This is a genomic window from Mesorhizobium sp. M3A.F.Ca.ET.175.01.1.1 (assembly GCF_004791945.1).
GTDB lineage: Bacteria > Pseudomonadota > Alphaproteobacteria > Rhizobiales > Rhizobiaceae > Mesorhizobium.
Window position 1 is genome coordinate 90,466 of the sequence record NZ_SRTP01000010.1, and the last position, 26,279, is coordinate 116,744.

The 26,279-nt window shown below is 60.2% G+C and carries 24 protein-coding genes and 1 pseudogene; 13 read left to right on the forward strand and 12 right to left on the reverse strand.

Annotation, left to right across the window (positions count from 1 at the left end):
• Positions 1-2 precede the first annotated feature (2 nt).
• From EN818_RS21645 to EN818_RS21675, 7 genes and pseudogenes are all read left to right on the forward strand, one after another.
• Positions 3-358, forward strand: a pseudogene (locus EN818_RS21645) (DUF2958 domain-containing protein).
• A gap of 247 nt (positions 359-605) precedes the next feature.
• A complete protein-coding gene (locus tag EN818_RS21650) occupies positions 606-1,493 on the forward strand; it encodes a hypothetical protein (protein ID WP_135905213.1) in 888 nt (295 codons plus the stop codon).
• 130 nt (positions 1,494-1,623) lie between these two features.
• On the forward strand, positions 1,624-1,920 hold the full coding sequence (locus EN818_RS21655; RefSeq protein ID WP_135905215.1) for a DUF2285 domain-containing protein: 297 nt from the start codon (positions 1,624-1,626) through the stop codon (positions 1,918-1,920).
• A gap of 142 nt (positions 1,921-2,062) precedes the next feature.
• On the forward strand, positions 2,063-2,275 hold the full coding sequence (locus tag EN818_RS21660) for a hypothetical protein (protein ID WP_135905217.1): 213 nt from the start codon (positions 2,063-2,065) through the stop codon (positions 2,273-2,275).
• Positions 2,276-2,649: 374 nt separating this feature from the next.
• Positions 2,650-3,207, forward strand: a complete 558-nt coding sequence (locus tag EN818_RS21665; RefSeq protein WP_127420302.1) for a recombinase family protein — start codon at positions 2,650-2,652, stop codon at positions 3,205-3,207.
• A 118-nt stretch (positions 3,208-3,325) separates the two neighbouring features.
• Positions 3,326-3,499, forward strand: coding sequence for a hypothetical protein (locus EN818_RS21670; protein ID WP_245518848.1), 174 nt, complete (start codon positions 3,326-3,328; stop codon positions 3,497-3,499).
• A 484-nt stretch (positions 3,500-3,983) separates the two neighbouring features.
• Positions 3,984-4,277, forward strand: a complete 294-nt coding sequence (locus EN818_RS21675; protein ID WP_135905220.1) for a hypothetical protein — start codon at positions 3,984-3,986, stop codon at positions 4,275-4,277.
• 494 nt (positions 4,278-4,771) lie between these two features.
• On the opposite strand, the gene EN818_RS21685 is transcribed toward EN818_RS21675, so the two are convergent.
• From EN818_RS21685 to EN818_RS21700, 4 genes are all read right to left on the reverse strand, one after another.
• Complete coding sequence (locus tag EN818_RS21685) at positions 4,772-5,167, reverse strand: hypothetical protein (protein ID WP_135905222.1); 396 nt, start codon at positions 5,165-5,167, stop codon at positions 4,772-4,774.
• An 83-nt stretch (positions 5,168-5,250) separates the two neighbouring features.
• Positions 5,251-5,988, reverse strand: a complete 738-nt coding sequence (locus tag EN818_RS21690) for an integrase (protein ID WP_245518849.1) — start codon at positions 5,986-5,988, stop codon at positions 5,251-5,253.
• A 46-nt stretch (positions 5,989-6,034) separates the two neighbouring features.
• The gene (locus EN818_RS33750) at positions 6,035-6,628 is read right to left on the reverse strand and encodes an Arm DNA-binding domain-containing protein (RefSeq protein WP_245518850.1); all 594 of its coding nucleotides are present in this window, start codon (positions 6,626-6,628) and stop codon (positions 6,035-6,037) included.
• 1,010 nt (positions 6,629-7,638) lie between these two features.
• Positions 7,639-7,878 carry a hypothetical protein gene (locus EN818_RS21700; protein ID WP_127420298.1) on the reverse strand — a complete coding sequence of 80 codons (240 nt, stop codon included), beginning with the start codon at positions 7,876-7,878 and terminating at the stop codon, positions 7,639-7,641.
• An 816-nt stretch (positions 7,879-8,694) separates the two neighbouring features.
• On the opposite strand from EN818_RS21700, the gene EN818_RS21705 reads away from it, so the two are divergent.
• A protein-coding gene (locus EN818_RS21705; protein WP_135905226.1) for an IS630 family transposase occupies positions 8,695-9,758 on the forward strand; the annotation gives its coding sequence in 2 pieces (ribosomal slippage) (positions 8,695-9,181 and positions 9,181-9,758; 1,065 coding nt in all).
• Between the two features lie 207 nt (positions 9,759-9,965).
• On the opposite strand, the gene EN818_RS21710 is transcribed toward EN818_RS21705, so the two are convergent.
• From EN818_RS21710 to glmS, 8 genes are all read right to left on the reverse strand, one after another.
• Positions 9,966-12,200 (reverse strand): AAA family ATPase, encoded by a 2,235-nt coding sequence (locus EN818_RS21710; RefSeq protein WP_135905228.1) that lies wholly within the window; start codon positions 12,198-12,200, stop codon positions 9,966-9,968.
• On the reverse strand, positions 12,197-12,610 hold the full coding sequence (locus EN818_RS21715; protein ID WP_135905230.1) for a DUF6262 family protein: 414 nt from the start codon (positions 12,608-12,610) through the stop codon (positions 12,197-12,199). Before EN818_RS21715 ends, EN818_RS21710 begins: the two co-directional genes overlap by 4 nt.
• Entirely contained in the window at positions 12,607-13,035 is a 429-nt protein-coding gene (locus tag EN818_RS21720; protein ID WP_135905233.1) for a hypothetical protein, read from the reverse strand. Before EN818_RS21720 ends, EN818_RS21715 begins: the two co-directional genes overlap by 4 nt.
• Positions 13,035-13,331, reverse strand: a complete 297-nt coding sequence (locus EN818_RS32775) for a hypothetical protein (RefSeq protein ID WP_189523822.1) — start codon at positions 13,329-13,331, stop codon at positions 13,035-13,037. The genes EN818_RS21720 and EN818_RS32775 overlap by 1 nt, the downstream gene beginning before the upstream one ends.
• Entirely contained in the window at positions 13,312-15,126 is a 1,815-nt protein-coding gene (locus EN818_RS21725; RefSeq protein ID WP_135905235.1) for a hypothetical protein, read from the reverse strand. The genes EN818_RS32775 and EN818_RS21725 overlap by 20 nt, the downstream gene beginning before the upstream one ends.
• A complete protein-coding gene (locus EN818_RS21730; protein ID WP_135905237.1) occupies positions 15,123-16,568 on the reverse strand; it encodes a site-specific integrase in 1,446 nt (481 codons plus the stop codon). The genes EN818_RS21725 and EN818_RS21730 overlap by 4 nt, the downstream gene beginning before the upstream one ends.
• Positions 16,537-17,892 carry a site-specific integrase gene (locus EN818_RS21735; RefSeq protein ID WP_135905239.1) on the reverse strand — a complete coding sequence of 452 codons (1,356 nt, stop codon included), beginning with the start codon at positions 17,890-17,892 and terminating at the stop codon, positions 16,537-16,539. Before EN818_RS21735 ends, EN818_RS21730 begins: the two co-directional genes overlap by 32 nt.
• A 247-nt stretch (positions 17,893-18,139) precedes the next feature.
• Positions 18,140-19,963, reverse strand: coding sequence for a glutamine--fructose-6-phosphate transaminase (isomerizing) (gene glmS, locus EN818_RS21740; protein WP_135905241.1), 1,824 nt, complete (start codon positions 19,961-19,963; stop codon positions 18,140-18,142).
• Between the two features lie 871 nt (positions 19,964-20,834).
• On the opposite strand from glmS, the gene EN818_RS21745 reads away from it, so the two are divergent.
• The 5 genes from EN818_RS21745 (at position 20,835) to pseF (ending at position 26,271) form a co-directional block, all read left to right on the forward strand.
• The gene (locus tag EN818_RS21745; RefSeq protein ID WP_127420296.1) at positions 20,835-21,398 is read left to right on the forward strand and encodes a transcription termination/antitermination NusG family protein; all 564 of its coding nucleotides are present in this window, start codon (positions 20,835-20,837) and stop codon (positions 21,396-21,398) included.
• Positions 21,399-21,769: 371 nt separating this feature from the next.
• Positions 21,770-23,053, forward strand: a complete 1,284-nt coding sequence (locus tag EN818_RS21750) for a sugar transferase (protein ID WP_245487574.1) — start codon at positions 21,770-21,772, stop codon at positions 23,051-23,053.
• A complete protein-coding gene (locus EN818_RS21755) occupies positions 23,054-24,373 on the forward strand; it encodes a hypothetical protein (RefSeq protein ID WP_135905243.1) in 1,320 nt (439 codons plus the stop codon).
• 39 nt (positions 24,374-24,412) lie between these two features.
• The gene (gene pseC, locus EN818_RS21760; RefSeq protein WP_135905245.1) at positions 24,413-25,573 is read left to right on the forward strand and encodes a UDP-4-amino-4,6-dideoxy-N-acetyl-beta-L-altrosamine transaminase; all 1,161 of its coding nucleotides are present in this window, start codon (positions 24,413-24,415) and stop codon (positions 25,571-25,573) included.
• Positions 25,570-26,271 carry a pseudaminic acid cytidylyltransferase gene (gene pseF, locus EN818_RS21765; protein WP_135905247.1) on the forward strand — a complete coding sequence of 234 codons (702 nt, stop codon included), beginning with the start codon at positions 25,570-25,572 and terminating at the stop codon, positions 26,269-26,271. The genes pseC and pseF overlap by 4 nt, the downstream gene beginning before the upstream one ends.
• The last annotated feature ends 8 nt before the right edge of the window (positions 26,272-26,279 follow it).

The window sequence follows — 26,279 nt, forward strand, 5'->3', positions numbered from 1 at the left end:
CCATGCAGATCCTCACCCAGAGTCTGCGGGAAAAGCTGCTGGCGAATGGTCGCCAGCAGCAGCCCCTTCGCGGAACGGCACACGAAATCGACTTCGTCCCGGTCGTCAAGGTGTTCACCCCGGACGCCGGTGCTACCTGGCTCCTGACCGAAATCGACCCGATGACCCGGATATCGCGTTCGGACTCTGCGACCTCGGGCTCGGCTGTCCGGAAATGGGCAACGTCAGCCTCTCTGAGCTGTTCGCGCTGCGCGGGCAACTTGGCCTGCCGGTTGAGCGGGACCTGTATTTCGACGCGGACAAGCCGCTGTCGGTCTATGCCAGCGAGGCTCGGCGACTCGGGCGTATCCGGGTGTAGACGCACCCGGCGTCGGTCAACGCCGTCCATCGGGACGGCGTTGAGTCGCGAAACCGCCAGGGCGCGCGCTTCGCGACTATGTGGGATACCCGCCAGCAATGGCAGCTCCAAAGCCGTCCAAGAGCCGCAGCGCGGCATGCAATTAGGTCATGGCACTCGTCAGCAGTGTCCAACCCTTAGGTGTAATCTGCTACTGTCCCCTCCCATGCCGATTGGACGATTCAACGCAAAGGCCGGGGGACACCCAGTGGGAATCAGAAAGCTCTGGCGAGACTTTATCGCGGGGTTCCGGGCGGGACGGGCGGGCGGAGAAGCGCTACGGGAATTTGAGGAAGAACAAGAGATTCAGCGGCTCGGGGCTCAGTGGGGCAAGGCCAAGACCCCTGCCGAGCGGGAGGCCGCCGGCTTAGAGGCCGTCAAATTTGCGGTCTATGGAGCTAAAGGCGAGCCCAGACGGACCCATTTAGCTGAAAAAGACGAACTGGAATGGTCGGACAGCCCCGGTGCGCGCGAAGCCTATCTGATCAAACGATGGAACAACCCATATTTTGGGCCGTCCAGGCGGATCGTTTCGACAGAAGAGCTTTCTGAAGCCAGGAAGACCGACCACGACAAGTTCCTGTTGGCCCAAGGCTTACTGACCGCTCTCGCAAAGGACATTGGGGATCTGCCCTCGCCAATGACAGTCGGCGACCTGCATAAAGCCCGGCAAAGCCTCGATGAACTCATCCAGTTTGCCGTGAGTGTCGGCGGGCCGGCCAAAGAGGTAGCGGTGAAGGCTGACCAAATCCGCGATGCGGTCGTCTTGGCCCTACGTGAGGCGTTTTCAGGCGACGCCGAAAAGTTAGAAAAGATTGAGAGGGCGGATACCTATCACAAGGACCATGTCCGAAAATTCTATCTGCCGATCGTGGCCGATATCATCGGCACGGAGAGGATCACCCCTAATGAGGAACTGGTTCCGTCGCTCGTTTCCGAAGATCCGGCCACTATTGCAATTGTTCTTGATCTCCTGCCCGAGGACGACCGCGGGGGCATGCAGGCAGCCGCTATGAAGCTGATCCTAAGGGTTCTGGAGGAAGGCTACACCGATCCCCAGCTCGACAAAAAGCTGGCCGTTCTTGCGCGTGAATAACCTGCAGGCGAGATCGACCGAGTCCAGCCGATCGAATTCCCAAGTAAAGCCAGAGGGGTTGAAAGCGTCCCGATTGGCGCTACTCTGGCGTGTAGGGGTGGGCTTGCACCTGACTGAAAGCGAGATGTCGATGGAATTCAAATCACGCCAGTCGTCGGACACAGCCGTTCCGACCGAAGTCCCGTGGTCGGATAGTCTCACCACATACGACAGGGAGCATTTCACAACCTATATGCAGTTCCTGGACGCCGGTGCGGATAATGCGAGTTACGAGGAAATGGCACTGGAGATCCTCGGCATCGATCCTGAACTTGAGCCGGAACGAGCTCGCAGAGCCGCCCGCAGCCATCTCGATCGGGCGAACTGGATGATGACGATTGGCTACAAAGAGCTTTTTTCCAGTTTGCCGGGGGAAGCTCTCCGATGACTGCTGCCCATTGGTCGTCGATCACTTCCACATGGTTGAAAATCATCTCGACCCGGAGGGTTTCGAAAATGTTTCGTCCGCCCTGCGAATACGCCTTGGCGGCTGAGATCGTCGACCGCCCCTCGGGGTCGATGGTCCCGTGTTGAACGCCGTCGGCATGGCCGAAGAACAATGGGAAGTTGCCTTTCTTGACCTTGACCGCAAACCCAATGTCTTCAACCGCTTCTCGATATCGGCGACGGACATCGGAGCATCGCCGCCGGCCACGGCGTCGATGCCGGTGATTGCGGCATTGGTGTCGAGGCGGGCCTGCGCAATGACGGTTGGGGTTTGGATATCAGCCAGCGGGATGTGAGAGGCATCCATGGTGATGTGCTTGGGTTTGTCGTCGGAGCAGCCCCCTATCGCGAGCGCCAAAAGACACGCAGTTGGCCAACTTCGAAGGTTGCTAAGGCGACGAAAGTGCACGCTAAGAGAAGGACCACCCAAGAGGCGGGCAGTGGCGGCTCTGCGGGACAAGGAAGCACCTGCTTGCTGAGGAAGGGATTCCCGATCCTCTAACCAAAACTCACGACATTTGCGCACGCCTCCCACATCGCGCGCGGAGAGCTTTTCTGCTCAAGTTTTGAGCAAAGTAGCTGACAGATAAGCCGAAAACGAGGCAAAAACGTCCCCGTAACGGCTCTTGCAAATGTCGTGAGTTTTGAAGCAACAGGCAGGCGCATGTGAATGAAGTACGGATATGCGCGAGTCTCAACAGAAGCGCAGGACTTAACCGCGCAGATCGATCGGCTCCAGACTGCAGGCTGTCAGCGGATCTTCTTTGAAAAGCAAAGCGGCAAGGACGCTAACCGGCCGCAACTCAAACGCCTGCTGCGAGGCCTGAAGGCAGGCGATGTAGTCTATGCCGTCGTCAGCGACCGGGTGGCCCGCGACCCCTTCGACCTGCTCAGTATCTTGCGAACCGTGACGGCGGCTGGCGCCGGGCTCCGGCTCCTCGACGAGCCGTTCATCGATACCACCTCGGAAATGTCGGACCTGGTCTTATTCCTGGTGGGATGGGCGGCCAAATGGCAGCGCCGCAGGATTTTGCAGAACACGGCGAACGGCCGCGCCCGCGCTATGGCGATGGGGGTCAAATTTGGGCGCAAACCGAAACTGTCCATGCAGCAACGTGTCGAAGCGCTGGCACGGCTGGCAGCCGGGGAGGCGAAAGGCGCAGTGGCCAGCTCGTTCAAGGTTAGCGGCAGCACGATTTCCCGACTGCAGGCGCAACATCTAAGATGAATTGAGAAGGGGCTGGCCACAACCCAAGGCCGCTTGAACGCTCGACCCGTTTCAGCCATTGTGTCTCACGCCTTAGCATAGGTGAACGATGAAGCGGACGGATAAGGCAAGGCCTTTCGTGCCAACCGAAATCCACGTCGGCACCGTGAAGGATGAGCTAGGCACTCTTGGTGTCCTGTCGATACGGACGACCGAAGGTATCCTGGATGTTGCTCTCGACCTTCATGCCGCGGATGCCATCCTGAACGCGATCAGCGCGATCCGGTCGAAACTGGCGCTTGCCGACAGCTAAAAGATGCCCGGCCGAAACCGGGCAGGAGTGCTTTCTTGGGAGCCGATCGAAGTCGGCTTCGCTAAGCTGCGGCCTAGCGATGACGTTCGGATGAACCCTCACTGGGCCAGATCTGCTTGTCCCCCTGCATCAACCGGTAATTATCATTCAAGCTGGGGATGATCGTCCGTGCCTCTTTGGCTGAATAGAAAGTCACGATGATACTGGCTGCGCCGCGTACGATGCGCTCAAGGCGATACGCTTCCCTGTACGGTCCATTTTCGTCCATTGAACTTCCCCCCGAATGGGCCTTTAGCAAAGGATCATGAATCTTTCATGAGGCGGTTGGATTGCTTCGCCGAGATTCCCGAGTATCCTGCCGATGCGCATGTGAGCATAAGGTGGCGCCTGGCGCCTCGACGAGCCACCTTCAATAACCAGCGTCGGCCTGGCGACCGAAAATGCTGAGGCAAGAGACCGCCCTTCCATCAAGGAAACAGCCGTCATGGATACTCATGCCGTTATTGCGTCCCTGCCAGTCACAGGACCCGACCGTGCAGTGCTTATCGATGCCGCTAACGCCGCTTTTGAAAGGATCATCGAGCGGATGGAGCCGGCCAATGAGGAACTGACTCGGAGCTATTGGGATGCCGAGAGTTATATCGACAATGAAATCACCGCATCCATGCTGCCGATGTCATTGGACTACGCCGCGTACCTCGTTGATGTATTTCTAATGCCTCACGTCGCTCACCTGGCGGGCGCCGCAGACGACGAGGCTGCTGAGCCTAGGACTTGAACCTCTGCGGCGGCAACTGGGTTTACCTGCTGCCTGGGGGACTTCGCGATCAAAACCGTGACCTTTGCCGCCACCTCTTCCAGGGTGGCGGTAAGGCGGTTTATCTGCGAGGCCGTTGCGGACATTTCCGGCCCGTAGCGGGTGACGAGGTATTCCCGGTTCTGGCTGAGGGACTGGAGGTGTTTGGCAGTCTTCGCACGAAGGCGGAGCCCTGCCGCTGTGGTGTGCTCCGTCCGCGCCGACAAGTCGTGGTGCATCTTTCGGATCTGACTGGGATTGTGCCCGCGGTGGAGCAACAATGCGGTCAGGTAAAGTTCGATCGCGTGGATTGCCGACAATCTGAAGGGAGCTCGGGTGAGGGGTTTGCCGGCCCGGCCGAGGGGAAGGAGTTGGTGTGCCGCCTTCCGGTATTCCTCAGCCAGTTCGTGAATCTGCTGCGGGGACGCCAACTCGCCCGGATACTTGCCTTCTTCAATTGCCACTTCCACCGTCCCCTACCGTCTTCGGTAATAAGCATCCCATGCCAGCTTGATGTCCGCAAATGTCCATTCTCGCCGCCGGCCGTAGGCGGAACTTTGCCGGGTCGCACATTGGTTGAGGCCGGTTTGCCTTTGAAACTTCATGAACCATGCCGTGGACTTGGGCTTGCCACTTGCCGTCGATTGAACCCGGCGGATGACGCCGCTGTCGGCCCAATGTTCATGCGGATTGGCAACAGAAGCAGGGTCAGCGAGGTACCTGCGAAGCGTTTGCACCGTGACGTCTTCCGGCGCTTGGCGAAGGTCGGCGCGAAGTTCCTGGACTGCGAGCGCTGCTCCTTGCTTTGCGGCCTCCGCCAGCATGTCGCGCAACTGGATGCTGGTCAGCACCAGCGCCTGCATCGCTTCCATAAACCGATCATTCTGTTGTGGATTGTGCACCGAGACATCGGCGCCCCATCATTGCGCCACAGCCCAAAAATGACGTCAAGCACTCAGATGCCAAGGAGGTCACCCAGCTTTTGCGTGACGGGACGCAGGGGGTCGACGAGGCCGAGATCATAGATCATCGTTGTTTCGAGGTTTCCCTTGTGGTCGACGTAATGCGAGATGGCCTCGTGCGACACCCCTTGGCCGGTCAGCATCAGCGAGATGGCGATCCGCTTGAGGTCATACAGCTGGAAATAGGCCGGCACGCCAGGGAGGGCCTTGAACCGCTCGAGCCCCTTGCGGAAATTGTCGCGGGGCTGGGTCTGGTCGGTGTGCGATGGGAACAGCAGCCTGCTTTCCGGCCAGCGCAGGCGCTGGGCCTGCACCATGTCGGCAACCCGGGAATGGATCGGCACCGAGCGGTAGGCGTATTCGTAGAGCGAGCGCGACAGCTGGATACCCTTGGTGTTGTGCTTATGCCAGACCAGCTTCTCCAGGTCGAAATGATCGAATTCGGCTTTGTTGAGGTCGCTGGGGCGGGCCATGGTCAGGAAGAGGATGCCCATATAATTGCAGAACTCCTGCATCTGGTCGTTGGCGGTAAGAACTTGCCCTCGAACCAGCGCCATGTCCCGCTTCGCGAAGCCGGTCAGATTGTCGATCTCTGGCGGAGCATCCATGACCGGAAAGAAGATGGCTCGGGCAATCTGCTGGATTTGCTGGGTGCTATAATCGCGCCGGCGTCGGATCAGCTTGCGAGCGCGTATGGGGCTGCACAGATTGCGCATGTCGACCAGTTGCATCCGGATGGCCCAGTTGTAGAGGGCCAGAACATGGCGAAGAGCGCTGTTAAAGACGTAAGGAGAGGTGAACTGCCGCTGAAAAAAATTCCTCGATATGGATAGGCTTGATGGCTGTAAGCGGCCGATCGGCGAACATTGCTCCGAAGTCCTTATACAGCCGCTTGCTGTTATACCCGCGGCGAGTGACCACCGTCGGCGCCGGCCGTAGCCAGTGAGCCACGAAGATCGCGAAGTTGTAGCGATAGCCAGCGGACAGCCCGCTGACATGGCTTCCCCCAATATTGGTCGATGGCCTCGCGCACGGTGAGGAAGTGCTTGCGGCGTGTATCGATCCGATCCAGGTCGGGATCCTTCCGGCCTTCAACTTCTGGTCTCGTTCAACAACTGCCAGCCGGGCGGAGGCGACGCTCATAGTGGTGGTGGAGCCCAGAACTTTTCGGCAGCGCTTGCCATCGAATTGGTAGGCGTGGACGAAGGACTTGTGGCCTAGACCGGTAACACGGAGGCCAAGCCCGGCAACCAACCCGTTACGAATTTGGCCGTTCACTACCACCGCGTAATCCCAATAAAGCTCCTGGTCCTTGTCAGTCGGGCAATTCGCGTCAAAAACAATGTCGTCAGTCAAAAATATCTTGGGCATTTCATGTAACTTCCCTGTAACCGATTTATAGCAAATGTTACATGAAAATGGAAGTAATGATTGGTATCGACTGTCAAAAAATGACGGAATAACAAATGATTACATATTTCGATATTCTGGTAATTTCACCCTTGGGGCACTCCGAAGGAAGGGGTCATGCGTTCGAATCGCGCCGGGTGCGCCAAGTTTTTCAAATGGATGGCAGGGTATTCAGTCTCTTCGGTTCCTGTCATGTAACTTTCATGTAACCGTAGGTCGCCAGTCCCATATTGAACGGCCTTTATAGACAGGTAGACCAGGACGCGCCGGCCAATCCCCGCCGCCGGCCACGGAAAAGACGAGACTCCTGTTGAAGACCGGAACCAGGCTCTTCGAAAGCACGCTTGGAGCTGTGGGACATGCAGCATTGACAAAGTTAAGGCCAAGCCAAACTTCTTCGGCCAAAGTCGGATAAACCCTCAATCTTTCTTGCAAGTGCGCGCGAAACATGAATATCTAAGTGCGCATGGGCTGCTGGGGCGCAGAACCTACCGGAATCGCGGGTTGGGGGAATGTATTTTCCAAGGTTTCTTGTCGGCGCGACGACCACCATGCTGGTCGTTGCAGGCTGGGTTTACCATGCAACCGGTTCAATCTGGCGAACGACAGGTTGGACGGTGCTCGTCGCCATAATTCTCCAAGTGGGTTATTTTGTAGCCTTAGCGGGGCTCATTTATTTCGGCGCGTTCAAAGGGGCGGGAACAAGTGATACAAGCACGAGCGATGAAAGTGGGTCGCTCCCCATCGGGCGGGACGGCATATCTCTCTGATACGTGAAGCGTATGACCTTCCGCACGCCGTGGAGAGGCACGACTGAACGTCCCGAGCAGTTGCACCCCGTCGCTGCCGTGCCAGCTAAAAGCATCGCTAATTGGCATGGGGCAACGCCGGCAATGCCACGTGGCTGATGCTCAGGCAGGTCCATTCGCAAGGCATGTCCGGAACTTTCGGCCGAGCTCAGGCCGTGCGTATCAAGGTTCTGAATGATTGTTGTTGCGGGTCACGTGCTTGCCTGACGACCAGATCACGTAGAACGCCCCCAACTTCCATACTGGCACGCGTCGGTCCCGTTCGCTGTCGCGCAATTCGCGATAGGTCTTCACCTTGAGCGTGCCACCCGGCATTCTGATACGCAAAGCCATTGTCCATCCGCCTTCAGCATGGCGCAGCCTAGGTGCTTTCTTTTCCTCATGGAGGAAGTCAATGCTCATTGCGCAGAGATCTTAGAACGCCAAGTTGCTTTCTTTTTGGCAAAGGTGGGCACCTTCCCGCACGCGAGCGAAGCCGCCACCGGCAGCTGACACGTAAAGGGTTTGGTCGAGAGTGGCAGCACGACATCGGATCCGCGCCATGGTCGAATCCCGCATATTGACGACCGCGCCGATCTGGATCCCGGCCTGGCTTCGATTGGCAATCCGCGACCTGACGAACATTGACGTCATCATATACGACCGCGGGGCTTCACATCCTTGCGCATTTAACGGAGCTCCGATTCCGCCTGGGCCGAAACGTTAACGCGCGTTCGTCAGTTACAGATGATTGTTCCCGCTTAGCCGGATCGCCGCGAATGACAAGGTATACAACAGCCACAAAGTATCCGACCTGCAACGCGAGAGCCGCAAGGGTGGCCAAAATTACCGAATAAAAGACCGACCAGGTCGCAATGAAGGCCAAAGCCAGAAGAAGCATCAGCGCGCATGCGGAGAATACCAAAAATCGTGGAAAATACATGTGCTTGCCCTCAGATCCCTATTCGACTTATAGGACGTTCCCAACGGTAACTGTGCGTTGGATAGCCCAGTTTCCTTGGGTTTCGCACCCCATAATTCGAACAGCTCCAGCGCGAGCGGATACTTTGCCGTCGAATCGGGCCTGAACCAAGCCGAATCGGCCGCAAAAGTTTCCGCTCCGGTTCTTGCCGCAACCGGGCACTGGAAGCATCATACCAACGGTCTCGGGTGCTGACTCTTTCGTGATTTTGTGTCGCAGGTGGACCGTGATTCCCTGATGCCGAAGGAGATTCGGCGATGGGTTCAGCGGTGAAATTACGGGATGACTATTCGGCGAGCGAACTTCGACGCCTTGCGCGGGCTTCGAAGGATGTGCGGCAGAGCAGCCGGCTGTTATCGATCGCGGCGGTTCTGGACGGGATGAACCGAACCGATGCGGCGCGGATCGGCGGGATGGATCGGCAGACGCTGCGCGACTGGGTGCACCGGTTCAATACTGCGGGCCCCGACGGTCTTCTCGATCAGTGGTCGCCTGGTCCGCTGTCGCGGCTGTCGCCAGACCAGCAGCGCGAATTGGCTGCGATGGTGGAGACGGGGCCGGACCGTGCCGTTGACGGCGTCGTGCGCTGGCGGCGCATCGACCTGAAGCGCGCCATCAAGGAGCGCTTCGGCGTGGACTACGACGCGCGCTATGTCGGGAAACTGCTGCACAAGCTCGGCTTCTCGCACATCAGCGCGCGCCCGCATCATCCGGGCCAGGACGCCCATATTGTCGAGGAGTTCAAAAAAACTGGCCACGCACGCTGAAGGCGCATCTTTGCGACCTGCCCCCGCGCACGAAGGTGGAGCTTTGGTTCCAGGATGAAGCCCGCATCGGCCAGAAGAACGGCATCGTGCGGCAATGGGCAAGGCGGGGCACCCGGCCCCGCCAGCCAGCCGATCAGCGCTACAAGAGCGCATATCTGTTTGGCGCGATTTGCCCGGCGCGCGGCGCCGGTGCCGCTCTGGCTCTGCCCTTTGCCGACACCGAGCAACGCCATATCGACGAGATCAGCCGCCATGTTGAAAAGGGCGCGCACGCCGTGCTCGTCATGGATCGGGCCGGATGGCACACTACCGCCAATCTCAGGATGCCGAAAAACATGACGGCGATCTTCCTGCCCTCGCGCTCCCCGGAACTGAACCCGGTCGAAAACGTCTGGCAATATCTGCGGCAGAATTGGCTCTCGAACCGCGTCTTCGACGATTACGACGCCATCATCGACGCCGCTTGCGAGGCTTGGCAGAAACTCCTCGCAGCGCCCCAAACCATCAAATCAATCGGAATGCGGGAGTGGGCGCATGTCGGTCAAACTCCATGACTCTTGGTATCAGACGCCACGGTGCTCGCTTCGGTCAAGGTCCGGTCCTCGCCATGCTCGCCGTGCTCGGCGAAGGCGCCTGCGCGCGACTGCGCGTGGCTCTGGTCCTCCCCTGACCTGCGCTGTGCGCCGTGCCCATGAGGAGGTGTCGGGACGAAGGGCGTCCCAACACATCGACCCGCCTCTGGCAGGTCGAACAAAGGGCTGTCAGTCAGGTCGAGCCGCGTCGAAGTCGAGCGCCTGCAGCCGCAGCGCCGAATGAGGCGGGCGCTCGGCAGCCTCGCGGCACAGCAACGGATCGCTCACGAGCACGACCCGCTCGCGGGCCCTGGTGACCGCCGTGTAGAGCATCGCGCGGTCCAGGAGGCGACTGCGCACCACGGGGATCACGACCGTCCGGAACGCCGAGCCCTGGGCCTTGTGGACGGTGATCGCCCAGCCGCGCACCAGGTCGGCGAGGTCCGGCGCGAAGATCTCGGCCGTCAGCCCGTTGTCGAAGGTGACCTCGGCCCCCGCTTCCGTCGCCCGCCGGACCACTCCGAGAGCACCGTTCATGAGGTCGATCGCCTGCTCCTGGCCGGCGGCATCCCTCGTTCCCGTCGGCCGATCGTAGGAGTTCCGCACCCAAAGGATTTTCGACCCGATCCGCAGTCCCCAGTCGTGCACTGCGGCCTGGGCCGACAGCCAGCGGCTTTCGATGGCGTCGCTCAGGCCGATGGCACCGGCAGGGCCACGTCGGGCCATCGCCAGGACCTGCACGTCGGTCGAATGCAGCTTCGAGACGGGATCTCCTCCCGGGGCGTGAAGCCCGGCGACGGCGGCAAGAACATCCATGACCGTCTGGGGAACTGCGTCCTCCAGGCACGACGCAAGGAACACGCCGGGTCGATCCGCATGGCGGGCGTCGAAGGGCGGAAGCTCCGGCAGAGCGCCGCGCCTGATCGCATCCGCGATCTCGGGAATGCCGGTCGCGGCCGCCTGGCGGTGGATCCTCGCCAGGGTCACCCTCGGCACGGCCGGACTGGCGCACATCGCCTGCGCGGGGTTTCCGGCCCGGATCGGCGGAAGCTGCGCCGGATCGCCCACGAAGATAACGTCGACGTCGATGGGCAGGGCCGTGAGCAGCTGCCAGAGGTCCGGGGTGCCGACCATCGAGAACTCGTCGACGACGACCAGTCCCGACCGCATGGAGCGCTTCCCGAGCTCCAGGTCCTTCTGAAGCCGGTACACGGTCATCGCTGGCCGGCCGGTCGCTTCCGACAGCCTTTTCGCGGCGCGGCCGCTCAGTGCCACCTGGACCACGTCGCCTCGGCCGAGCTTGGCATGGGCGTGGAGGACGGCCCTCACGATCGTGCTCTTGCCCGTCCCCGCGCCGCCGTCGATCACGCACACGGCGGACGTGAGCGCCGCGAACACGGCCTCGCGCTGCTCCGCTTCGAACCGAACGCCCGTCTCTGCTTCCACTTCCGCGATGGCGGCCAAGAGGGTCGCGACTGGCACGTCGGGCTTCGATCGGGCGAGGCGCCCCGCGATCGCCTTCTCGAGTTCCCGCTCCATCAGGTCCGGACCGCGGGCCTGGTAGCGCTCCTTCGAGACTTCGCGGAGAACGCCGGCGGTAATCGCCGCCTCCAGCGCGTCGGCTGCCGTCCGGGCAGGAAGGGGCGCAAGCATTGGGCGTACCCGACGGAGCAGTGCGTCACGCGTCACGACCGTATGTCCGCCGAAGCTGCCTTCTGTCGTCCGGAAGGCCTGTGCCGCGGCGACATCGACGGCCGCCAGCATGCGGCGACGATCGGCAGGGTCCAAGCCGCTCGCGAGCGCGGCGGCATCGACCTTCCGCCAGGGCTCGGCCAAAGTCATGGCGTAGGGGTTGTCGCGGAAGCGCCTTGCCGCGTCCGCCCCAAAAAGGCGTACGGCCGCGTTCGCCGTCGCGCCCTCGATGCCGAGTTCGTCGAGCTCCTGGAGGGCCGTCACTTCGTCGAGCAGCAGACCGAAGGCGTCGACGATCGCGGCCGCCTTGGCGCGGTCGAGCACCTCCGCGAGCGCTTCCACGTCCCGGGTGCGGATCAGGTCGTACAGCCGCCCTCCGAAGGCCTCCCAGAGGCGTTCGGCATAGCCCTCCCCCACCCCGGGGATGGCCGGGTTGCGTGCGATCCAACGCCGGATGGCGGCTCCCCGGGGCATCGCCGGGGCCGCCCAGGCGGCATCGATGTGCTCGACCTCTTCGACCGACCCGGTCCTCGGGTCACGAACCGGGTATGCGCCGAGGCTGCCGGTCACCCGCCAGAGCTCGCCGGGCACGGGACGACGGGGCAGCACCCGGCCCGGGATCCTGGCGCGAAGCGTTTCGCGGCCGCCGTCGGTGCCGAGCCCAAGGAGCACGCCGCCGCCCCACGGACCGTCGTGGAAGGACGTGACCTGGAGCGTGACGGCGGTCGTCACGGGATCCGCCCGGTGTCGGCGAGGAGTCTCCTCAGCGCCCTGAAGCGCTCGTTCTCCTCGCGCAGCTTGGCGTTCTCCGCTCGCAGACGGAGCACCTCTTCCTCCAGCGCCTTCGACCTCACGTCGGCCCTGGCCTTCGTTTCCTCCCGGAGCCTTGCCTGGTCAAAGGCGGTCGGGGCAGCGACCGTTGCCTCTTCCAACCCCAGATTGCGGTAAGCTTCGTCCAGCAACAGCTTGGCGGTCTGGTTGGCGTAGAACACGCCCCTGTCGAAGCCGCAGGCGTCGGCGATGGCCGAGAGGTTCGGCCGGCCGTCACGTGATGGGAGACAGCGCTGCGCCGTCTCGAGCCCTTTGAGGTAGGCCCTGAGCCGCCGGACGTTCTCCTCGCCCTGCTGGACGCCCCGGGTCACTTGGCGCGCCTCTCGGCCGGCCTGCGGGGTACGACGATCTCGCGGTCGAGCTGCTCGGGCGTCATCCCCCGCTCGGTCACGGCGTTGTAGGACCAGCGCAGGAAGCGCTCCAACAGGTCCTGGTTCTCCTGCCGGAGCCGCTCGTTCTCGTTCCGCAATCGCGTGATCGTCTCCCTAGCGTGGACGATGGCCGCGTCGCCGTTGCTGCGCGCTCCGGCCGCCTCGACGCTGTCGTCCAGCCGCTTTCGGGTCATCTCCCACGCGTTGAGGATCCTCGGCTGCTTGCGCAGCCCTGCCTTGGTGTAGGTCTGGCCCAGTTCCGTCGCGAGGACGGCCAAGTACCTTTCCCAGGTCAGCTTGCCCGTCCAGGCGTCGAGCAGCCGCACCGCCTTCTCGATGTCTTGGTCCGACAGCCGCTTCGACATCACCCCTCCCTGGTAATCCGCATGAACGCCGCCAAGTCGTCCGCCCCGCCGGCCGACGGGAGCTCGGCCGACCGGATGGCGGCCGCCAGGCCGGTCTTCGTCTGGGACACCTTGGGCGGCGGCAGCGTTATCAGGACGCCGTCTTCGACGGCGGGGTCCGTCATAAGACGGAGCGCCAATGCCCAGCGCGAGGCCGCCTCCCGGTGCTTTTCGAGCCACGGGTCGACGCCCGGCTCGTCCTCCTCGATCGCCGCAATGCAGTTGGCAACGGCCCGCTCACTGACGGCCAGCTGCACGCGGATCTCGGAGAGGTGCCTCTCGTCTCCCTTGATGAAGGAGTTCTCGCCGCAGCCGATGCAGTTCTTGTCTTTGGGGCACGGTGTGAGCGAGTAGTTGTGCCGGCAGAGGCCGTACCGGGTGGATATGACCGACCCCACCTCGAGGCGGAGCGCGTCCTCGCCGGAGATCATCTCCTTGCCGGCGCGGGCCGCGACCTTGTCGGCCAAAGGACCCGTCGCCTTCACCGCCCGGGGTGCGTCGCCGCCCATCGCCGCATAGAGCTCGATGAAGACCTCGTGCGGGATGTGGTCGTACCAGCTGTTCTGGTCGACCCGTTTCCGCCCGGACCAAAACGCGATCAGCGCCTGCGACAGATGCTTGGACTGTGCCAGCGTATTCAGCAGGTGCCGCGGCTGATGGCTGGTCAGCGTCCACGGCTGTCCGGTTTCCGGGTTGAGCAGGCCGTGCCGGACGAAAGACGGTGGAGCTCGGGTGGTTCAGATCCTTGTAGATGCGGCCCGGATCGATCAGGTCCGGCACGTTCGCCTGGACTGCCACGTTGCCGCGCATCGTGTGTCTGGGGCCGCAGAAGAGCGCGTCCTCCGCCATAAGGTCGAACTTCCTGTCGGCGTAAGGAAAGCCGAGGGGAAGGTGCTCAACGACATAGGTCTGCAACGATCCGAAGTCGTAGAGCCTCGTCCAACCTCTCCCGCCCGTACGAGCCGGATCCGTCGTGCAGTGCTCGGTCGGCTCGATGATCCGGCTGAGGGCGTAGTTGTTGAACTCTCCCTGCACACCGAGGATGGCGTAGACCTCTGGCTGCGTGAGCGGCTGGTCGCGCAGATGCTCGTACCCCGGCGGCAGGTAGAGCTTGCCGGGATTGCGGGCGTACCAGGCGGCCGCCCGTCTTGCGGGCTCGCCTATCGCTTTGAGACGGCGGATCGCGGTCCTCGCGACGTCGGCCCACTCCAGGGTGGTCGCGAACTTCGTCAGCGGCTCGCCGCCCTTCGAGGGCCGCCAGGATATCCCGTACACTCCGCCCATTTCGGTTTCGCACCCGACCGGCAGCGCAAGGATCTCGGAGACACGGCTGGGCGCGAACATCGCCAGCGCGAACCACGCCGTCGTCACCGCGTCCGCCCCGGTCTCCGCGCCCAAGAAGACGCTCGCGAGGTCCAGCACGCACTTGAGGTGCGGCAGCTTCTCGATGACGTTCGACGAGCCGTCTTCCCGCACCTGGATGCTACGGCGCTGATCTCGGACGGTCGGGGCCGAGCTCTTCCAGGCGAGATGCACGGAGGTCAGGTGCTTCGCGGCCGCGAACCCGGCGATTTGCTCAAGGGAACTTGCCAAGCCGTTTTTGTCGTCGTGCTCCGCCCGGATCAACGACACAGCCTTGTCGAGGACGGCCGGCGTCAACGCGACCAGGTCGGCTTCGTCGCCAATCTCTCGGAACGCCTTGTCGACGGCTCGCAGAGCCAACAACCATCGGTAGGGCCGACTGACCTGCCCGGAGAGGATTGCGTTGGCGACCAAGGCTTTCGCCGTCTCCAGGAACGGTTTCCCGATCGCCACGGCCCCCGTCTTTCCGGCTCCCCGGCCCGCCGAATCGAAGTCGACGAAGTGGAGTACGAGACTGCGGTTGCCCCTCGACTTCGATCGCTCCCGGAGGTCCCACGTCAGAGCGTCCCACGGCAAGGCATTCTCGCCGGAGAAGAACGGCAGAGCGCGGGCATGCTCGATGAAGCCCGCGAGGTTCTCGCGGGCCGTCTTTTCCGGGCGGCCGACGAAGGGGACAACGACGCCGCTCACTGGGCGGCCCTCGCGTGCGCGTCACGTTCGATGATGATGGCGCGGACGGCATCGATCTGCTCTTCCGTGATCAGCCTGATCCGATCCTCCGTCTCGCTCTCGAGGTCCTCCTCCAGAACCTGGAGGAACTGCTCCCAAGGCGCTCCGCGTAGGGGTTCGAACTTGTGGCAAGTCAGGCAAGCCCGAGGCGCGTCCTGATGGCACTTCGCCATCGTGCCGCAAGCGCCGAGCTTTTGCCCGACGAGGTGGGCGAAGTCCCTGATCACCGCCCCAGGCTGCCCTTTCCGGGTCGCCTCTTCGAGGGTGTCGATCGGTCGGCCTTGGAAGACGCTGGCGATGAACCCCATTTCGGGTCCGATCGCGTCAGCAATGGGCTTCTGAAGCGTCGGGAGCGCCGCACGGTAGTAGTGAACGCAACTTGTCGACCGATGGGTCAGGAGACGAGCCGCCTCGTGGTCTGTCGCTCCGAGCGCGATAGCTCTGGTGCCCAGCGTATACCGGAAGCGATAGGGAAAGATTGGAACGGGTCCACCCAGCCGATCTGACCAAGTCTTCACGCGGCGGAAGATTGATTGGATTCGGTTCTGGATCTCATCCGATCGCTTGAAGAAGAGGCAAGCGTCAGGATGGCTTTGGTCTCCCGGCCCCCACAGGTAGCGTAGCAACACGTCGGCAAGGACAGACGGGCACTTCCTTTTCCATCGTGCCGTGCCGACCTGCTGTTCGCCTTTTGCTAGTGGGATTGCAAGCGTGATCTCATTCCCCTCTGGCCCTGACGTCACGATCACGTCGCCACGTCTCATGCGGGCAATCTGAACGGGGCGCACTCCGGTAGCGATTAGGAACCAGACTAGCGCCCATTCGGAGAGGTCAATCCCGCCTTCTTCGAAGGCTCGATTCACACCGTCTCTGACGCTTCGCAGTTCCTGTTCAGTTAAGGCGCCACGCTCGGGATCGTTTGCTACAAGGGCGAAGTACTGCCCCTCGTATCGCTCCTCAAAAGCCTCCGGGCCAGTCAAGAAGGCGATAAGTTCCGGTTCAAGACCTGGCAAACCGGATTCAGTCCATCGCGACAGTACGGCCCGCAAAAAGGGCCAAGTCGCCAACCCGTGCCTTGCAGGCCACTCAGCAATATCAACAAGCCCCAGCATCTCCATTGGGCGGCCGGCTCTCCTTCCCTCAGCAATGGCGGCCCCGACATATCGGGTACACGCCTGGACGTAGGAGAGCGAGTGCGTGGAGAACATGCCGTGCAAGATCGCGGTAGCAGAACGACAGCACGTCAGGCTCGGGTCGTTCCAGCCAAAATCATAGCGATGCCTCGCTTGATCGCTACTTATACACGTCACTCCCGTCAGTAAGATCGCCTCAACTCGACCATCAAGTAGCGCGACGTCTTTGGCGTCGTCCTTAATTCTCTTCTTCGGCTCTGCCGTGCTCACCTGATCCTCGCTCTATAATGTTATTGGCCAGCCTCTCTGCGAGGTCATCGGCCCGCTTTCGGATATGGCGACGGGCATACTGCGCTCCCATCTCCGACTGCGGTGACCACCCCTGAAGCTTGTTCCTGATGCGGATCTCCTGCTCAGGATCCATTCTCTTGTCCGGGGGCTGTTGGTCGACCAATTCGCTGAAGCGGTCGTTCCAAGTCCGCCTCATCGTGTGAGGCGTCAGGTAGTCGGGAGCATCCGGCAACATCGCTCGGATCCGCTCGAAGATCCGGTTCACCTGCCTGAGCGACAGCAGCCTACCCTGTTTGTCCGTGAAGAGTTGGCCATGCTTCCGGGCCGCTTTCGGCAACCGGGACCAATGCGTTTCGACAAAAGAATCGAATGCCTCGGCACCCTCTTTGCCGATGAACACGTCCCGCGGTTGTGTCTTTGATCGTCTGACGAACACGGTCCGGTTCGCGTAAACGACATCTCGAACCAGGACCGACTGGATTTCGGCACGGCGCGCACCGCTGCTTGCGTAGAGCAGCCACAGAAGGTGGTTCCGGTCCTGGACGAACCCAGGCTCGAATGGGTTATCAGGAGACCCCGGCGCAAGCGCCGCCGTGATCTTGTCCACCATCTCCGCCGGGATGCCTTCGAGGGTTTCGTCGTCGGATGTCGATATGTTGAAGCCGCGCCCGCGCTGGCGCAACCTGGACAGCAGCTGCTCGCCGAGCGTCCGGAGATCCGCGCTTTCCCGCTTTAGCCTTTCGAGCGATCCCAAGCGAAGCTTGAGGTGCCAATCGAAGTACTCGGCGACGTAGTGGATCCGAACGGCTGCTTCCTTCGGGTTCGCCAATCGGCTGTCGGCAGCCATTGCCTGCTGCGGACGAGATCCGAATGGCCTGAGGATTTGCGTACCGGCCCCATGGTCTTTGACGGGAGTAATCTGTTCTGCCTGAACCCTTGCCGAGAGCAACAGGTAGTCCGCCAGCGATTCGACCTCTTCGATGCTGAGCAAATCTCCGGTCCTTAGCTGGAGATCTAGATCCGCTCCTCTCGACTTTGCCCAGCATCTGGCCATAGCGATGCTGGCCAAAGCCTTCACGCACGTCTCGGGAGATCGATTCGCCTTCACGAAGGCAGCCGTCACAAACACGTTCGGATAGAACGCGGGGCCAGCTTTTTCGTCGACAAGGATCGCGACGGCACGGCCGTTTCGGCCATTGAAGCGCCTTATCTGGAACAGTTGGGGCCCAAGCCTTTTCCGCCAAGGCTCCACCCCTGGTTCTTCCGCATCAACATCGGCATGGGCACGGGTGACTGGTGACATGTCTCAGCCGCGCCCTCCAAGCGCTTCAGCCGAAGTTTGGAGGTTTCAACTTACGGCCTATGCACCTCAATTTTGTTACGCAGAGGCTTAGCCGCTTCCCGCACGGAATAAGTTAGTTTCCGATCTCCTACAGGTCTCCGTAACCATCCCAAAAACATCCAACGTAGTTTCCGGCCGGAAATCAAAAAAATTGCGATGTAGCAATGGGTTCGCGACAAGAAAGTTTCCGCTTTTGCGATAGGTCTCCCTACTCCACGGTCACCGATTTTGCCAGATTGCGCGGCTGGTCGACGTCGGTGCCCATGGCCGCAGCGGTAAAATAGGCGAGCATCTGGATCGGCAGCGCGTAGATGATGGGCGCAATGATCTCCGGCACCTCGGGCAGGATGATCGTCTCCATGGTCTTGATGCCTGCCTGCGTAGCGCCTTTGGCGTCGGTGATGAGGATGATCTTGCCGCCGCGCGCCGCCACTTCCTGCATGTTCGACACCGTCTTCTCGAAGATGCGGTCATAGGGCGCGATCACGATCACCGGCATGTCCTCATGGATCAACGCGATCGGCCCGTGTTTCAGCTCGCCGCCGGCATAGCCTTCGGCGTGGATGTAGGAGATCTCCTTGAGCTTCAGTGCGCCTTCCATGGCCAGCGGGAAATTGGTGTCGCGGCCGAGATAGAGCACGTCCTTGTGGCGCGACAGCTCGCGCGCGATGCCTTCGATCTGCTCTGCGAGCTCCAGTACCTGGGTGGCGAAGCGCGGCGCTTCCGAAAGCTCGCGCACCAGCTGCTTTTCCTGATCGGGCGAGATCGCGCCGCGAGCCACGCCCGCGCGCACCGCAAGCGCCGCCAAGACGGACAGCTGGCAAGTAAAAGCCTTGGTCGAGGCGACGCCTATTTCCGGCCCGGCGAGCGTCGGCAGCACGACGTCGGATTCGCGCGCCATGGTCGATTCCCGCACATTGACGACAGCGCCGATCTTCATGCCAGCCTGACGGCAGTAGCGCAGCGAGGCCAGCGTGTCGGCGGTCTCGCCCGATTGCGAGATGAAGAAGGCCGCGTCGTTGGCCGACAGCGGCATCTCGCGGTAGCGGAATTCGGAGGCCACATCGATATCGACCGGCAGCCGCGCATAGCGCTCGAACCAGTATTTCGAGATCAGCCCGGCCAGATAGGCCGTGCCGCAAGCCGAGAGCGCCAGTCGGCCGATCTTGGCGAAATCGAAGGGCAGCTCCAGCGGCTTCGACACGCCGGAGACGAAATCGACGTAGTGCGCCAGCGTGTGCGAGATCACCTCCGGCTGCTCATGGATTTCCTTTTCCATGAAGTGCCGGCGATTGCCCTTGTCGACCATGAAGCTGGTCGACAGCGACTGCTGGCGCTTGCGGTCGACCTTGTTGCCGTCGATGTCGTAGATGGCGACGCTGTTGCGGCGCACCACCGCCCAGTCGCCGTCCTCGAGATAGGTGATCGCGTTGGTGAAGGGCGCGAGCGCGATGGCGTCCGAGCCCAGGAACATCTCGCCCTCGCCATGGCCGACAGCCAGAGGCGGACCGTTGCGGGCGCCGACGATCAGGTCTTCGTCGCCCTTGAACATGATCGCCAGCGCGAAGGCTCCCGAAAGCCGCTTCAGCGCCGCATGCGCGGCCTCGACCGGCTTCAGCCCCGTGGCGAGCTCGCGCGCCACCAGATGAGCGACCACCTCGGTGTCGGTCTGTGAGGCGAAGCTGTAGCCGTCGCGGGTGAGTTCGTCGCGCAACTCGGCGAAATTCTCGATGATGCCGTTGTGGACGATGGCGACGCCGTTGGAAAAATGCGGGTGGGCGTTGGTCTCGTTGGGCACGCCATGGGTGGCCCAGCGCGTGTGGCCGATGCCGATCGTGCCGTCGAGCGGCTCGTCCTGCAGTCGGCGTTCGAGGTTGACGAGCTTGCCTTCGGCGCGGCGGCGTCCGAGTTCGCCCTCCTCGATGGTGGCGACGCCGGCAGAGTCGTAGCCGCGATATTCCAGCCGCTTCAGGGCATCGACAATGAGCGGCGCGACCTGCGATTGCCCAACAATTCCAACGATACCGCACATGTCGACAGTTCTCCCCGCATCAATACAGAACGATGAACTACGTTACAACAACACCGAAAGCAATATACGGATAACGTCCATCATCAGCCAAGCATATTAGCAAAGCGATAAAACCGACTGTTCAGCACTGGCGTAAAACGCAACAGTAATAAGGCTGCCAGTAGCTGCCGACAAATGCCGTCATACAACAGGAGTGAGACAAGTAAGTCGTCATGTTGACGGCTGCGTGACACCGAGACACGCGTTCCCAATTACACCAAGACAGGACCGCGCGTGTTGCCGACCAGCCACGCTTCTATGCTGTTTATCAAGGTGCCTCGCCCCGACGGTCTGGCCTAACGAAAGAACAGCAAAACGAGACCGCGTCATTTGGCCACGGACTGCAGCAATACGCAAACAACTGCCGGCAATTAAATATGCAGGGACAAGGGTTTGTGGAAACGTCAAAAGCATCTGCACCGCATGAAATTGGCCGCGATTCCGGCTTCTGTCTGGCCCAATGAGCATGATATTTAATCGATTATACCAACTGCGACAGTCCAACTCCCCGCTTGCTTTTCTCAGGCGAGCATCATATGGGTCCGCAACCTGAACACAACGGAACTCCAGGCAACACAACCTTACATACCCATGAAATCAAGAAGCAATGTGCAGACGCACGGCTCGAACCCTGAGTAACGTACGTGATGTGTCGAAGTCCAAGCGGGCCGCGAGGAGTTATATTAGTGACACGCGATTCACAACGTGGCGTCAATCAGTATCGTACACCGTGCTGACGCACAGAGCACCTTGGAAAAAGATTTCCGCCAAAGTTATATCAACGCAAAGTGAGTCACTTGCTCGGCGAGTAAGGTAAACCGAAAGTCCTGCTATGACTAACACGGGAATCGAAGTCAGAAGAGACGGAGCGTCGCAGGACGCCATCGCCACCCCCGTTGGTGTGCGTTGGTATGCAGCCGGCGTATTTGCTGGCAGAGAAAATATAGCAGAACAACATCTTCAAAGGCAGGGATTTACGTCGTTCGTGCCGCGCGCGGCGAAAACCATCCGTCATGCCCGGCGGACTTACACACGGACAGCAGCGTATTTCCCAGGGTATATGTTTGTTGCTTTGGACGTTACACAGCAGCGCTGGCGCGCAGTGAACGGAACTATCGGTGTTCGCTCGTTGATCATGCGCGGGGATAGACCCTCACCAGTTCCTTCCGGTTTGGTTGAGCGGTTCATCGCGTTGACTGGCAAGGACGGTCTGCTTGATTTCAGTGGCGGTCTCAAGCTGGGATCCTCGGTTCGAATTCTATCAGGCCCTTTCGCCGAGCTGATGGGTCGCCTTGACCGACTTGATTCGACAGGACGGGCCAGAGTGTTAGTAGCGATCATGAACGGCGAAATTCCTATTCAACTCGAATCCAACAGTCTTGTGGCAATTGCGTGATCTAAGCGCGTTATTGCATGATTGAGCGCCCACTTTGTTACGCATGAAAAATTCCGGCTGCACCCGGGAGTGCGGTAGCCGTGACCTGGCACAGTTGTTGTGGGACTTTGCGCGCCACTGGGGAGATTTCCGCGCCTAAGTAAACCATTTGTGCCGCTCATAGCACTGTCGGGCAAAATGCGGCACCGTTGGCGCCCTCGACCGCAACAATCTGTTCTATTCCGTCCAAACCACACGATGTCCAAAGACTTGTCGACCCAAAGGTCGGCCAGCAGCGCTCGTCAGCGGCTCGGGTCCAACAACCTGGCGATCTCGAAGGTCTCGTTATTGCCGCGTGACAGCAGACGCGCCAAAATAGCCGGATAGCAAACATGAACATGAATGTTCGCGTTATCAATTTGCCAAATCAGAGGCATCTCCTTTTGCAAATGCGATTTCAGCTTGCAGGAGGTTTGGCATTTGCAGTTCTGATTCCGGCGCTTATCCGCAGTTCTGTTGATCCTGGGGTGATCTACTCGTCCAACATGCAGATCACGATTGTTGCGGTGGTCATCGCACACCTAACGGGATATTTGCTCTACCGGAGGATTGGGACCTTCCCGGGAGTAGCTGCAGCAGGATACATCTTGCCTACCTTCGCGTTAGCTTACGGCCTCGTGTTCCTGACCATTTTCTTTCTGCGCATCGACTACAGCCGGTTTCAGGTGGCCGCCAGCTTTGTTCAGTCGACGTTTTGGTACTTTGCGTTAAGCGTTGCGACCCGACGACTGGATCCATACCAGTTGGCTGTCATCCCTGGCGGCAATGTCGATCGCCTCGAAAACATACCGGGCGTGAGTTGGCATTGGATTCGTTCGTCTAACGAAATCGTAGAACATGCAAGCGGTGTGGTCGCGGACCTTCGGGCCGATCTTTCAAACGAATGGGAACGATATATCGCAGATCGTGCGCTTTCTGGTACCCCCGTCTATCATACAAAACAGATCAGCGAGTCCCTCACAGGCCGCGTCGAGATCGAGCATCTTTCCGAGAACACCCTCGGCTCGATCAATCCCAATCAAGCCTATTTGAAAGTCAAGCAAGCGCTCGATTGGATTGCGGCGCTGGCAGTATTGATTCTCCTGTCGCCAGCGCTCCTCTTGGTGGCCGCCCTCATTAGATTGGACTCACCAGGGCCTGCCCTGTTTAGACAGCAACGGATGGGTTATCGAGGAAAGGTGTATCAGGTCTACAAATTCAGAACGATGAGAACAAGTGCTCACGTTGCTGACGAAAAGGAACAGGCCATTACAAAGGCCGGTGACGCGCGCATCACAGGATTGGGTAGGTTTTTGAGGAAATCGAGGATCGACGAACTGCCTCAGATGATCAATATCCTGCGCGGAGAAATGAGCTGGATAGGACCTCGACCCGAGGCCCTCGTTCTCTCCCGCTGGTACGAAGCCGAATTGCCGTTCTATCGGTATCGGCACATCGTACGGCCGGGCATCACCGGGTGGGCGCAGGTTAACCAAGGGCATGTTGCGGCAGTTGGGGAGGTATTAGAGAAACTTCACTACGATTTTTACTATATCAAGAACTTTTCGCCGTGGTTGGACCTGCTAATTGTGTTCCGTACAGTGAGAACTGTCCTCACTGGCTTTGGCGCTCGTTAAATGAGCGAGATTGCAAGCTCACGCCGAGGCTGGGCATTGAGGATTGCGTCCGCATCCATTGCGCAGGGTAATGAGCGTTTTGTTGCCGGGGCGGTCCGCCTGCTGAATATCGGTCTGCGGTTCGGCACTCTGTTTACACGATTTCTGTTCGTATTTTTCCTGGCCAGGTACGTGGATCCGAAATCGGTCGGGTATTACGGCCTTTTCACCGCCACGGTCATCTACGGCCTCTATTTGGTTGGCCTTGACTTCTATATCTTCGCTTCGCGCGAGATCCTGCAAGTCTCTGACGATCAGCGAGGGGCTATGCTGAAAGGCCAATTGGCTTTGTGCGGCCTTCTTTACGTGTTTGTCCTGCCTCCGGTTGTCTTGATCTTGAAGGGCGAGGGCTGGTCAGCCTCGCTGCTATGGTGGTTCGTTCCAATTCTGGCACTGGAGCATTTCAACCAGGAGGTCTCGCGTCTTCTCATCGTGTTGTCGGATCAGGTCGCCGCGAGCGTAACCCTGTTCGTGCGGCAGGGCAGTTGGGCAATCGCGGCCGTGGTCGTGATGATCGGATTTCCAGGAAGCCGGAATCTGGACGTGATCATGGCCCTTTGGGCGTGCTCGGGCTTAGCTGCGGCAGCATTGGGTGTTTGGAGAGTCAGGCAACTTCCGATAGGCGGCTGGTCAAGGCCAGTCGATTGGCGCTGGGTTCGAAAAGGGATCTCGGTCAGCGCGGCGTTCCTGGTTTCAACTCTCGCCTTGCGTGGCATCCAGACCGCCGATCGATATTGGATGGAGGATCTTGGCGGAATAGAAGCGGTGGGTGCTTATGTGTTGTTCCTTGGCGTCGCAGGAACGCTGATGGTCTTTCTAGATGCGGGGGTGTTTTCGTTCAGCTACCCAGCATTGATCAGCCATAGCCACAAGCGCGAGTACGAGCTTGCCGGCACGACGGTTCGGCAGATGTTTTTCCAGACGTTAGCTGTTTCTGTTGCCTTTGGATGTGTCAGTTGGGTGGCGTTGCCTTACCTGCTCGGTTGGGTGGGCAAGACAGTCTATCTGGACGCGCTTGATTTGTATCCATGGGTTGCAGTTGCAGCGATCGTCAACGCTGTGGGTATGGTGCCTCACTATGCTCTCTATGCCCGCGGGTGCGACAGGCCCATCATCTACAGTCACATCGCCGCATTGCCGGTATTTATCGGATCCACTTGGTGGCTCGGCAAAACCCACGCCGAACTGGCCGTTCCCATTGGAATGACGATCTCGTTCACGGTGATCCTCATCTGGAAAGCGATCGCCTACGGCCAGCTCGACAGAAACAGATCGCGCTAAAATCAACGGTTTAGCAATGCTCAAATACGGTCGTCACCTATGATCCGCTATGGCCAACAAGATATCACGCAGACTGACATCGATGCCGTTGTGGATGTTCTTAAATCAGTCAATCTAACGCAAGGTCCCAATATTCCGAAATTTGAGCAAAGTGTGCTTGCGCACACGGGAGCCCGTCATGCGGTGGCCGTCAACAGCGCCACCTCAGCACTTCACATCGCTTGTCTGGCTCTGGGGCTCGGGCCGGGTGACCTTCTCTGGACAACGCCGAACACCTTCGTGGCCTCGGCGAATTGCGCGCTTTATTGCGGGGCTCAAGTGAGCTTCGTGGACGTCGACCCGCGCACTTATAACCTCTGCCCCAGGGCTCTGGAGGAAAAGCTTATTGAAGCCGAAAAGGTTGGCCGTCTGCCCAAGATTGTGGTGCCGGTACATCACACAGGCCAGCCATGCGACCTGGAAGCCATTCACGACCTAGGTAAAAGATACGGCTTCAAGATCATCGAAGATGCCTCGCACGCTATCGGCGCTCGCTACAAGGGGGAGCCGGTTGGAAATGGGCGATACAGCGACATTACGGTGTTCAGTTTTCATCCGGTCAAAATCGTCACAACCGCTGAAGGCGGGATGGCGTTAACCAACGACGATGAACTGGCAACACGTTTGGGCCTGTTGCGAAGCCACGGCATCACGCGAGAGGCTTCGCTCATGACGCAGCCAATGGACGGCCCCTGGTATTATCAACAGGTGGCTCTTGGCTACAACTACCGCATGACGGACATGCAAGCTGCGTTAGGCGTGAGTCAAGTTGCCCGCCTGACCCAGTACGTGAAGAGGCGCCATGAGATCGCCGACCGCTACAGCACGCTCCTGGCCAATCTGCCGCTGACGCTGCCATGGCAACACCCAGACAGCTATTCCGCGTATCATTTGTATGTGATCCGGCTGCAGCTGGAGAACATAGGCGCATCGCATCTGGAGGTTTTCGAGGCACTTCGCGCCAAGGACATCATGGTCAATCTGCATTACATCCCGGTGCACACCCAACCCTATTACCAGATGATGGGCTTCCGGAACGGCGACTACCCAGAGGCTGAGCGCTACTATCGAGAGGCCATCAGTATCCCCATGCACCCGGCGTTGACCGACGCGGACCAGGTCTTCGTGGTTAAGGTGCTGCGCGAGGCCATGGGGCTGTGAGGCTCGCTGTAATTCCGGCGCGAGGGGGATCGAAACGCATTCCGCGCAAGAATATCCGCACCTTTGGTGGGCTGCCGATAATCGCATGGTCGATCCGCGCGGCCATACAAAGCGGCTGTTTCGACCGTATCATCGTCAGCACCGACGATGCTGAGATCGCCGAAGCGGCAAAAGAATACGGCGCCGAAGCGCCTTTCCAGCGCCCGGGCGACCTTTCTGACGACCACACAGGAACCGTTCCCGTCGTGGCGCATGCCATCCGATGGTTCGCGACGGCGGGGGCTGCTGCCAAAGAGGTCTGTTGCCTCTACGCCACCGCGCCATTTGTACGGGCGAGCGATCTGCGACAAGGTTTGGACATGCTTCGGTCGACGGAAGCCGACTTCGCCTTCTCGGTGACGAGTTACGCCTTTCCGATCCAAAGGGCGTTGCGCATCACGGCCGGCCAACGCGTGGCAATGTTCCAACCGGAGCATCTTGGGACCCGCTCGCAAGACCTCGAGGAGGCCTGGCACGATGCGGGTCAATTCTACTGGGGCCGCTCCGAGGCTTGGCTCAAGAACAAGCCTGTGTTCGGGCAAGGTAGCGTCCCAGTGTTGTTGCCACGTCATCGTGTGCAAGACATCGACACACCCGAGGACTGGGAGCGGGCGGAATGCATGTTTCGGATCCTGAGCCCGGAACCAGGATCGGAATGACCCGAGAT